The sequence below is a fragment of the Mycobacterium helveticum genome (assembly GCF_007714205.1).
Lineage (GTDB): Bacteria > Actinomycetota > Actinomycetes > Mycobacteriales > Mycobacteriaceae > Mycobacterium > Mycobacterium helveticum.
Genome location: NZ_VMQU01000077.1, coordinates 16,114 through 27,178 on the forward strand (window position 1 = coordinate 16,114; position 11,065 = coordinate 27,178).

General features: G+C 63.1%; 6 protein-coding genes and 2 pseudogenes. 6 read left to right on the top strand and 2 right to left on the bottom strand.

Translation table 11 applies throughout. The features are described from left to right. Window positions 1-73: 73 nt before the first annotated feature. A pseudogene (locus tag FPZ47_RS29580) lies at window positions 74-172 on the top strand (hypothetical protein); the annotation flags it as partial. Here the strand turns inward: FPZ47_RS29580 and FPZ47_RS17430 are convergent. Then, on the bottom strand, window positions 151-540 hold the full coding sequence (locus FPZ47_RS17430; RefSeq protein ID WP_144953179.1) for a type II toxin-antitoxin system VapC family toxin: 390 nt from the start codon (window positions 538-540) through the stop codon (window positions 151-153). The pseudogene FPZ47_RS29580 and the gene FPZ47_RS17430 sit on opposite strands and share 22 nt — an antisense overlap. Further along, window positions 537-806, bottom strand: coding sequence for a hypothetical protein (locus tag FPZ47_RS17435; RefSeq protein ID WP_144953176.1), 270 nt, complete (start codon window positions 804-806; stop codon window positions 537-539). The genes FPZ47_RS17430 and FPZ47_RS17435 overlap by 4 nt, the downstream gene beginning before the upstream one ends. Before the next feature lie 56 nt (window positions 807-862). On the opposite strand from FPZ47_RS17435, the gene FPZ47_RS17440 reads away from it, so the two are divergent. From FPZ47_RS17440 to FPZ47_RS17455, 5 genes and pseudogenes are all read left to right on the top strand, one after another. Next, window positions 863-1,345, top strand: a complete 483-nt coding sequence (locus FPZ47_RS17440; protein ID WP_144953173.1) for a hypothetical protein — start codon at window positions 863-865, stop codon at window positions 1,343-1,345. Between the two features lie 446 nt (window positions 1,346-1,791). Then, window positions 1,792-2,058 carry a type II toxin-antitoxin system PemK/MazF family toxin gene (locus tag FPZ47_RS17445; protein WP_425461808.1) on the top strand — a complete coding sequence of 89 codons (267 nt, stop codon included), beginning with the start codon at window positions 1,792-1,794 and terminating at the stop codon, window positions 2,056-2,058. A gap of 697 nt (window positions 2,059-2,755) precedes the next feature. Next, window positions 2,756-6,490, top strand: a complete 3,735-nt coding sequence (locus tag FPZ47_RS17450) for an AAA domain-containing protein (RefSeq protein ID WP_246133461.1) — start codon at window positions 2,756-2,758, stop codon at window positions 6,488-6,490. A gap of 9 nt (window positions 6,491-6,499) precedes the next feature. Continuing rightward, window positions 6,500-8,086, top strand: coding sequence for an AAA domain-containing protein (locus FPZ47_RS29585; RefSeq protein ID WP_281291858.1), 1,587 nt, complete (start codon window positions 6,500-6,502; stop codon window positions 8,084-8,086). A 48-nt stretch (window positions 8,087-8,134) separates the two neighbouring features. Beyond that, a pseudogene (locus tag FPZ47_RS17455) lies at window positions 8,135-10,987 on the top strand (DEAD/DEAH box helicase); the annotation flags it as partial. Window positions 10,988-11,065: the final 78 nt, after the last annotated feature.

Here is an 11,065-nt window from a genome sequence, read left to right on the forward strand (position 1 = left end):
GGGGCCGACAAGAGGGCCCGGCCACGCCGTGGGACGGCCCAAAGTGGGACAGATGAGGTTTGTGAGGCTGCCGGTCTACCGCAACCAGATGTGGTTTCTCTTCCTGGGCAACAATGTCGTGCTGTGCGTGGGCATGTGCGGCCAGATGATCTACGTCCGTGCCGCGACGGTCAACCCGAGATCGGATGCCCGAGCGGCGAGCCGGTCATCGAAGGTCGCGATCGTGGCATGGTGCTGCTCCGCGCTGAGGAGCACGCAGCAATCTGGCATTTTCAGCTTGGTCGAGGCGCGCAGTTCACCGAGGCGGCGGGCGGCATTGGCAGGAAGTTCAAGGCTCCGAATCTGCAACTGTGCCAGCAGTTGTTCGAGGTGGTCGGCCTGGCCGACTCTGGCGGCGCCCACGTAGACCTCGGCAAGGGTGATCACGTTGGCGGCAAACGACTCTGACGCGTGGGTCCTTAGCAGGGCGGTCGCGTCGGCGTGGTGCGCGTCGGCCGATTCGAAATGCCCGATCAACACGCTGGCGTCGAGGGCGATCACTCGGGCCAGTCCTCACGGAGTTCGTCGAGGTAACGGGTTCCGAACACTCCGGCCAGTGCACCGCTGGTCTCTTCGACCGCGTGCCGACGCTCGTCGATGACTGCCGTCTCTTCGCGCGCGAGGGTCTTCTGGCCCGCGAGGATGAGTCGACGCAACAACGCGCCCGGCTTGTGGGCGAGATCGGGCCACGCGCGGCGGGCAACCTCCAGTGCGTCCTTGATGTCGTCGGTCTCCGTGATGGCGTGGCGTCGGTGGTGGGTGGGCATCTGTGTAGTGTAACACCGCCGATAGTGGTGTAACACCTGCGCTGGCGGGCGCCGGGGTGACGCTGGCCATGATCGGCGCCGGGCCGGTGGACGGCTGGCAGCCGTCGCACCCCGAGCACGAGCGGATCTGGTCCGCGTTGGTCGACCACGCCGTCACCCCGGTGTTCCATGTCGCCGACCAGGTGCGCGTCTTCGACGACTGCTGGTATCAGGACGACCCGGAACAGGATCTGGTGCCGGCCACCGAGGCGGTGTTCCTGTGGGTGCCGCAGTTCCTGCTGATGCTCGACGGTGCGTCCGCGTTCACCGCTCAGCTCAACGGCAAGCCGGTGGCCGAGCTGTCCCGTCGGCCCAGCGAGTACTTCCTCGATCACGTTCGGGTGTCGTCGTTTCCCTACGAGAGCCCCAAGCAGCTGGCCGAGACGAGCGGCGACGTGTTCATGTTCTGCAGCGACTATGCGCACTCCGAGGGGACCGCGACCCCGCTAGCGCTAGGTGAAGCTTGTTGCGGCCGAACGAGAATCAGCCGCCCTGATTGACTGGCTCAACGCTCACCCTGACGAAAACCTCGTCACCAGTGCCATCGGCCACCTCGAGCTGATCCGAGCGGCCGCACGGACAGGGTCCCAAGCCATAGCGCTCGCGCGAAATGCCGCGGCCACCATCGACACCCTTGTAGTGACGAATGCGATATCCTGGTAGGCGGCCACGATCCCGCCTTTCGAGCTGCGCACCGTTGACGCGATTTACCTGGCCACGGCGCACGTCCACCGCGAGTCTGTGGCAGCATTCTGGGCTGACGATCGTCGGTTGCTCGGGGGCGGCCGAATCGCTCGGGCTGCTGACCGTGTCCCCGCGGGGCGCTGCGAGCGGCTTCTGGGAGCGCGGCAAGGGCATAGGGCCCGTGTCTGGGAAAGGTCGGCAGCAAGCTCACTTTCGCCGTCCAACGTCTCCTGGTCCCGCAGCCGGCCCGCCAAGCGGCCCCGTGCTCATCGTCCAATCGGATCCCTACAACGCGAGCCGACTTGCCAAAGTGCTCGCAGCGTTGATCACCTCGAACAACGCGCTCGCCGCGATGCACGGCAACGTATTCTTGCCCGCCGCGGTGTCCGGGCTGCGTCGTGATTCGGTCGTCAACGTCACAGCGCTCATCACGTTGAACAAGACGGGCCTGTCCGATTCGGCGGGGCGAGTGCCGCCGAACCGCATGCGCGACGTCGACCGGGGTCCGCGCGGCGTACTCGCGCTGTAGTTGCCGTCATCGACGATGTGCAGATCCAATCGCGCCGGAGTGCCTGAGGCGAAGACAACGCGATGGGCAACTGGGAAGAACCGCCGCCCGATATGCGCCGCCTACGGCCGGACCTCGGTGCTGTGCAGCGGGTCGTCATCCTGCACGAGGTCACCGCGGCGCATCACCGCGGCTGAAGTCTCCGTTGCGCGCACGCGGCGGCCTATGTCGACGGGGCGGAATACAAGATCGCCCGCAACGAGCCGATGCCAGCTTCGCTCGACCGTCGGTCAACAGCGACTCGGAAAGACCTTGCGAGCACATCCACGCCGCGATGGTCGCGGCGGGGCCCTGGGCGCCTCGTCCGAGCCGTCGATGTGATTGATCGCCGCCGAAGGCTCGAACAAACTCATGGCCATCGTCGTCGGCTGATGCCTACGGTAGAGCAGCAGTTTTGCTAACCAGCCCGCGTGGTGTGTCGGTTCGGGTCGGATTCGAAGCGTTTCTTCCCGGAATCATTTGCCGACTTAGTGGTCGGACACGACGTGGCGCCTGTTTGCTGCAGGATGCGACCAAGCGGGAAGGTTTTCCGCTACGAAAAGGTCCATTGTGTCGGACGCATCTCCATGATTTGCTACGAGTCGGCAGGATGGACGGCTACCATGCCGTCCGAGCCCGGCCAGGGCTTCCGTCACGAACCAGCAGGGAGTGATACATCGTGGCCGTCGAGCAGGAGGCTGATCAAGCCGGGTTGGTGCGGAAGGCGATCAACCTCTTCACCTTCCTTATGCGTACGCAGCAGCAGCTCCTGAAGCCCCTGAGGAACGCCGACAAGTACGAGAGACTGCTGTGGTTCGGCGACCTGCCCGAGCATTCCGCCGTGCACCCTGCGCATCGGGTCGCCAACCTCGAAGCAGATATGCCGCTGCTGGCTTTGGACAGGGTGGTGAAGCAGGATCCGCCGGTGGTTCCCGACTGTTTGCGACCATGGGTCAATGGCGCCACAAAAGACTGCGGCCGCGAGCCCTCGCTGCGAGACGCGATCGACATCGAGCAAGCGGCCGAGGGTGATGAAGCGGCGACAAGCCGGCGGGTAGCCCTTGCCGATGCGCCGGACGTTGCCGTCGCCTTCGGCGACTGGCTGACTGATTGGCGGGCGTGGGCGATCGGCGAGCGAGCGAGAAACGCCTACAAAGGCTTATTCGAGATGCGGCTTGCGTCGACAGAACACAGCGAGGAGTTCGAGCTGGTGCTTGGTGTGGGCTGCTTGTCGTGGCGGCCTGAGGGCCACGATCAGGTTTTACGGCACGTGGCGACAGCCCCGATCTCAATCACACTCGACGAGAATTCCGGGACCCTAACCGTCGCACAAGTATTGTCGCCCGACACCGTCTCGATCGAACTGGATATGCTCGATCCTGCATTAATTCCCAGTCCGGCCAGAATCGACGAAATCAGGCAACTAGCAGGCGAATACGACCACCACCTGCTTGACAGGCAAGCGATCGGTTCAATCTGCCGAAGTCTCATTCACTTGCTTGACCCTGACGGGCAATACGACGAGGACACGCTCACGCCACCCAGTGGCGCCAGTCCACAATGCGCGTTTGCTCCAGCAATCATTTTGCGGAGACGCACCAACCGCGGTCTGGTGCTGATTTACGAACAAATCGTCGCGCAGATTCAGGCGTTGGGTGAGGTGCCCAGCGGCATCTTGCCGTTGATCGACCCCGATCGGCAGCCAGAGTCGGCGCCCAGCACGGCAGTCGGCGCGATAGTCAAGCTCGACGACGAAGACTTCCTTCCGCTGCAGGTCAACGAGGCTCAGCGCAGGGTCATCGAGCGAGTCGATGTAAACGCGCAAACCGTTGTTCAAGGCCCACCCGGTACCGGGAAAACGCATACTGCGGCGGCGTTGGTGTCGCATCTGCTTGCTCAGGGAAAGCGGGTCCTGATCACAGCACAGACGGATCGCGCGTTGCGTGAGGTACGGTCCAAACTGCCCCGCGAAATCCAATCGCTGGCTGTCTCGGTCATCGGTCAGTCGCGTTCGGACATGGCCGATCTTCGTACCGCCGTGGAAAACATATCGCGTCGCGCCGACGAATTCGATCCGGCGGAATCGCAGAAGTCGATCGAGCGCCACGTCGCCAAGCTCGACCAGCTGCGGCGAGAACGCGCCGAAACCTACGCAGAGCTCATTGCGATCCGTCGGCAAGAAGTCCAACCGCGGGACGACGGGCCGGAGCACGGCACGTTGGCCGCCATCGCCTACCGCCACCTGCACGAAAAGACGAAATTCGGATGGATCCACGACTTCGGCGTCGATCCGGGCAGAATCGGACAAACCGTCTCGACCGACGAGATCATGCGATGGCGTGAGGCCCTGCTAAATCAGGACTTGATCAACCACGAGGCAGAGGCGAGTGGTCGTCTGCCCGATTTGTCGGCCGTGGCGACGCCCGACGAATACGCAGGCTTGGTGGCTGGCGAACACCAAGCCGCCGCCGACGAAGGCAAGTACCAAAACCTGTCAGCGGATGAGGCCTTCGAACGCGTCCGCTCCTTGTCTCCTGGGCTTCGCGCGGAGCTTCGCTCGAGAATGTGCGGACTCGCGGACCGCGCAATGGTTCTTGAGCGGCATGACGAAGCATGGGTGCGCGAAGCGTTGCACGACGTCCGCAGCGGCAAACAGGAATACTGGGCGGAGCGATCCGTACGGATAAAATCCCTCGCCGACCACGCCGCCAGCCTTTTCGAACGCTTCGGGCCGACGACATGGGTTGAGATCAAAGGTGGAGATTCGGGCGCCCACCAACAAACGGCGAAATCGCTTCTCGCTTACCTAGATTCGGGTCATGAAATCAAAGTTCTTCCCGACGGCCGCCCTAAAATCGGCCGCTTGACTTCGAAAACGATTAAGCTCGCGGAACCGTTTTTCGCCGAGGTGATGGTCGACGGTGTGCCGGCGGTGGCGCGAAATCAGCTAGCCGTCTTCATCGACTGGGTCGAAGCGGACCGTGCCGTCACAGCAATGGATCGAGCCTGGCCGGCCGGTGTGCAGGTTCCCCGCCTCGCGACTCTCCGGCAGCGGCTGTCCTGGCACCGCACTGAAGTCGCGGAGCTAGACACGGTGATCGCTCTCGGTGATCGAATAGCGGCGGAGCGAGAGTGGTTGCAGCACAATGCGCTTCCGGTACCCGACTGGAACAACCTCGCTGACATCCGCCGCTACGCCCAGCTTGCTGACGCAGCGACGGCGGCCGATGCGGCCGCGGCAGCCGCAGCGCCGATAGACGCGCTAGCCGAGTGTCTGCGGGCAGAAGCGCAGTGGCCGAACTCTCCTGCCGTGACAACGCGCTTGCTGCAGGCTGTCGAGCATCGCGATCTCGACGGGTATGTATCTGGCTACGCCCAACTAAAACATCTGCATGAGGTGGCGGAAGCGATTTCGGAGCGTGACCGCATTCGCGCCGAGCTTGACCAATCGGCCCCACTCCTGGCTGACGCCATCGCCGGGACCACAGCAGCACCCGAATGGGACGATCGCCTCTCCACCTATGCGGACGCCTGGCGTTGGGAAATGACCGGACGATGGATCCTTCACCAAGGCGGCGAGGACTCGAATGTCCTCAAAACCCAGCTCAATGTCATCGAGCAGCAGATCAGAAACGAAGTCGAGCGTTTGGCCGCCGAACGGGCCTGGGGACATGCGGTGGCGCCAGGACGACTCACCGGCAGCGCACGAGCGAATCTGACCCAATACGCCCAGTTGGTCTCATCGTTGGGCAAGGGCACGGGGAAGTATGCCGCCAAGAAGCGGGTAGAAATCGCGGAGGCGATGGATCGGTGTCGCCCGTCTGTGCCGGTCTGGATCATGCCGATTTATCGGATTGCCGAACAGGTGCGCGTGCAGCCGAACTTGTTTGATGTCGTCATCATCGACGAGGCCTCCCAGGCCGGGCTCGAAGCCACCTTCTTGCAGTATTTCGCGCCTAAAGTTGTCGTTATCGGCGACGACAAGCAGGTATCGCCGGCTGCTGTCGGCGTTGACCAACAGCAACTCCGCGACCTCGCGAAGTTGTATCTCTCCCATGACGTCTACATTGCGTCGTGGCAGGATCCGAAGCGCAGCTACTTCGATGAAGCAGCGATGCGCTTCGGGGGTCGGATCCCACTGACCGAGCATCGCCGTTGCGTGCCGGAGATCATCGGGTTCTCGAACCGCATTGCCTACGAGCCGGAGGGAATCCCCTTGGTGCCCGTGCGACAATTCGGGGCCGAACGACTCGCGCCGATCAAGGCCGTGTACCTTGCCGACGGCTATGAAGCCGACAACAAGACGAACCCGGTCGAAGCCGAGGCGATCGTCGACCAGATTCGTAAGTGCCTGGCCGATCCACGCTATGACGGCGCGACGATCGGTGTGATCTCGCTGCTCGGTAAGGAATAAGCAAAGCTGATCGAACACCACCTCCTTGACGCTGTTGCGCCGGAGGAGTGGACTGCTCGCGAGCTACGCTGCGGGGACGCATCGGACTTTCAGGGTTCCGAACGCGACGTGATGTTCCTTTCGATGGTGAAAGCGCCCGATCCGGCGCAAAGGATGGGCGCGCTGACTGCAACTATGTACATGCAACGGTTCAATGTCGCAGCGTCCCGCGCGAAAGACCAGATGTGGGTTTACCATTCGGTGCCGCGGTCGGAACTGACCAATACCGAAGACATGCGATACCAGCTCCTCGACTACTGCTATGGCGTCATCAACAGAACTCGTGGTGACTCCGATGCCCCGGTGAAGGGCATCGTGCCCGAGGATATGCGGGTGCCGCCGTTTGATTCGCTGTTCGAACAGCGGGTGTTCAACCGGGTTGTCGAGCGTGGCTATACGGTGTGGCCGCAATACCCGGCACTTGACTACAGCATTGACTTGGTGGTGATCGGCGCCAAGGGAAAACTGGCCATCGAGTGCGACGGCGACTTCTGGCACGGCCCAGCTCAATACGAGGCCGACTTGGCGCGTCAGCGCGAACTCGAACGATGCGGATGGGAGTTCTTCAGGATCCGCGAGTCGGTCTTCTACGCGGACATGGCGGCGACGATGGCGAAGCTATGGGAAACGCTGGACGAGCTCGACATTCGCACGGCGGACTGGATCGACCCGAGTCTTGATGACAACGTCCCAGCCGACACCATCGTCGACGACCCGCTGGCGGTTGCGGACGAGCTTGAAGGCTTCGGGGCCGTGGACGAAGGCTGTGATCAGTCGAATCAGTCGGCAATACAGGAAGTCTCTCCGGCCACCGTCGGTCGGCCGGGGGAGTCGGCAGTCACCTTCTTGGAGCGCGACGGCGGCCGACACCGCGCTGCGGAGCTCGACGACATGGAAGATCGGCAGCCGGCGCAGCTCGGAGTCGGAGCTTCTCAGGACGATTCCCAGATCGCCGGAATCCTGCCGGGCGCAAGCGTCCACATCGCGCCGGACACAGCATCGTCTTTCGTTGAAGTTGTTCCCGTCATGAATACTGCTCGGCTCCGGCCCTATGCTGCATTCGACGAGTCACTACCTCCTATCGGCGAAACCTCCCCGCGTGACATCGCGGCCAACGTCATCCGCATCGTTGCCGCCGAAGGTCCGCTGCTGGGACATCGTCTCCACCATGCATACGTTAAATCATTCGGTGGACACCGCGTCGGGAAGGAAATCGCGCGACTGCTCAACCATGCGATCTCACTGGCCGTGCGGCAGGGCCACATCGTTGCGGATAACCCGCTCAGCGAATCCGGCATAACGCCGAAGACGTTTCGGCTGCCCAGCCAGCCAGAAGTCCTCCCGAGGCAGTTGGGTCCACGAACACTGGACTTGGTCCCACCGGGAGAACTGGCATACCACCTCGCCGAGTTGTCTGCAGCGGACGGTGCCCAATCTGACGAGCAGCTGTTCAGGGCGGTCCTTGACCGGCTTGGCCTTAAGCGGCTCACCGACAATGCCCGGTCGGTCCTGAGTTCTGCGCTCAAACTTGTCACAGTGGACGAAGCCGGAGGGTAGGAAAATTGTGGTCGGACCCTGTCGGCACAATGAGCCACACACCTCGCCATGTATGAGGGCCTCTATGAATCGCTTCTGACGGAGCGGCTGCACCAGGCGCTGGCTGAGCGACCTGATCTGCGTCCCGAGATCGACTCGCTCGATGATGGCGAGCAGTCACTGGCTATCGCGCGGCATCTCACGCCCCTCATCGAACGCTCACTTCGCGCGGCTGGGACTCCGCACGACCGGGTCGACCTAGTACGCCGAATCTTGTCTGCGCTGCCTGACTCCGACGTGATGACTGAAGCCTTACATCAACGTGAGCCTGGGAAAATCGAGCGTCTCGATGAAGTCGTTGCGGCCGACCGGCTCGGCGTCACCCGGTTGCCTCGGCCCGCCACTCCGTTGTCGGACACGGCGTTGATGACCAATGGACACAACGAGCCAACGTTGGCCGCCGAGCTGCGGGCCGAGCTTGCCAGCGCCGACCAGGTGGATTTGTTGTGTGCATTCGTCAAGTGGCAGGGCCTGCGGTTGTTGGATGGGGAACTCAGCGAACTGCGACGGCGCAAGGTGTCGCTGCGGGTCATCACGACGACTTACCTCGGCGCTACCGACGCCCGCGCACTCGACGCGTTGGTTGACGAGTTCGGCGCGCAAGTGCGGGTCAACTACGAAACCCAGCGCACCCGGTTGCACGCCAAAGCATGGTTGTTGCGCCGTGACACGGGCTTTCACACCGCGTATGTAGGGTCGAGTAACTTGTCGCACGCTGCGCTGATCGACGGGCTGGAGTGGAATGTGCGGCTGTCGGCGGTGTCGACTCCGCACCTGTTAGAGAAGTTCCGGGCGACGTTCGAGTCGTATTGGCAGAACCGCGAATTTCAGGCTTACCAGCCGGCCTCGGACGGGGAGCGACTGCGTGCGGCGCTCGCCGTCGCCGCCGGCGGGCGCCAGAAGGACGGCTCCGCAATCATGCTGTCTGGCCTCGAGGTGCACCCCAAGCCGTTCCAGGCCGAAATGCTCGAGGAGCTTGACGCCGAACGGGAGCTGCACGATCGGCACCGGAACTTGGTCGTGGCGGCCACCGGAACCGGCAAGACGGTGGTCGCCGCGCTCGATTACCGCCGCCTTGCGCGCGAACGGCCCGGCCGCGACTTGACGCTGCTGTTTGTCGCCCACCGCAAGGAGATCCTCACCCAGGCGCGGCGCATGTACCGGGAGGTGCTGACTGACCCGACATTCGGCGAACTCTTGGTCGGCGGGGATCAGCCGACCAAGTGGCGGCACGTTTTTGCCAGCATCCAGTCGCTGTCGGCTGAGCGACTCGCCGCCATCGAACCCCGCCATTTCGACGTGGTGGTGGTCGACGAGTTCCACCACGCCGAGGCCGCGTCCTATCGGCGTCTACTCGATCATGTGCGACCCATCGAACTGCTGGGTCTGACCGCAACGCCGGAGCGCGGCGACGGCGTGGACGTTCGCGAGTTCTTCGATTGGCGGGTGGCCGCCGAACTTCGGCTCTGGGACGCCCTCGAGCAGCACCTGTTGTGCCCGTTCCACTACTTCGGCGTGCACGACGAGGTCGATCTAAGTGACTTGCAGTGGAAGCGCGGCGGATACGAGTTTTCCGCGTTAAGCAATCTCTACACCGGCAACGACGCGCGCACGCGAATCGTGCTGAAAGAACTGCGCGACAAGGTGGCCGATGTGGCCGCCATGCGCGCCCTCGGTTTCTGCGTCAGCATCGAGCACGCTCATTACATGGCGGATCGGTTTGTTGCCGCCGGCGTCCTGGCCCGCGCAGTGTCGGGGGACACCGTGGCCGCCGAACGTCAAGCGGCGCTGAAGGCTCTGCGCGCCAGAGAGATCAACATCCTGTTTGCCGTCGACCTGTTCAACGAAGGTCTTGACATCCCCGAGGTCGACACGATCTTGTTCCTCCGGCCGACCGAGAGCGCCACCGTCTTCTTGCAGCAACTCGGTCGCGGTCTGCGGTTGACCGAGGGCAAGACCGTGCTCACCGCCCTAGATTTCGTTGGGCACCAACATCGTGAGTTCCGCTTCGACCAACGCTTTCGCGCGCTCACCGGGCTGGGGCGCAAACAGCTGATGCGGCAGGTGGAGCAGGGCTTCCCCTTCCTGCCCGCGGGAAGCCAGATCGTGCTGGATTCGGTGTCGCGGAAGCTGGTGTTGGACAACATCCGACAGCAACTGGCGCCGCGCTGGTCGGCTCTCGTTTCTGAGGTGCGTGCGCACACCAGCGACAATCTGCCCTCCTACCTGGATGCTTGCGGTCGCAGTCTGGAAGATGTGCTGCGCCCTGGTAGGTCATGGACGACGTTGCGCCGCGAGGCCGGCAAGGCCGTTGGTGCACCTGGCTCGCGCGAAAGTGAGCTGGTTAAACGTGTTAGAACGCTGGCCCATGTCGATGACCGACGTCGCCATGCTGCTTACCAGGCCATCCTTTCCGGCGGAAAGCCGCAGGCTGGAAGCCGTGGTGAAGAGCGGCTGGCCGAGATGCTATTTTTCTCACTGTTTCCCAACGGTGGCGGATTCGACAGCACCGAAGCAGGGCTGGCGGCGCTAAGCGGCGAGCCGGTGGTCGACGAGATGCGTCAGGTCATCGACATCGGATTCGACAACGCCCGGCGCAGCACCTACCCGCTGGATGAGCTCATACCTGAGCTGGCAAGTGTCCCGCTGGCCGTGCACGGCAGCTACTCGCGTGAGGAGATCTTGGCTGCTCTTTCGTTTGCTTCGTTGCGGCGCACGCCGAGCACCATGCGGGAGGGTGTTGCCTGGTGCGAGTCGACCCATGCCGATGCTTTCCTGATCACTTTGAAGAAGACGGAGACCGACTACTCGCCGACCACGATGTACCGCGACTTCGCGCTCAGCCCAGCGCTATTCCACTGGGTGTTGAGCGTCTCTCTGGATGACGACCACGGGGTGGGGATTCGTCACTGGGGTTGACGATGGGCGGGCCGGTTGGAT

Coding starts and splice junctions, on each gene's coding strand:
- FPZ47_RS17435 (WP_144953176.1), bottom strand. CDS start 806: ATGCCCACCCACCACCGACGCCACGCCATCACGGAGACCGACGACATC.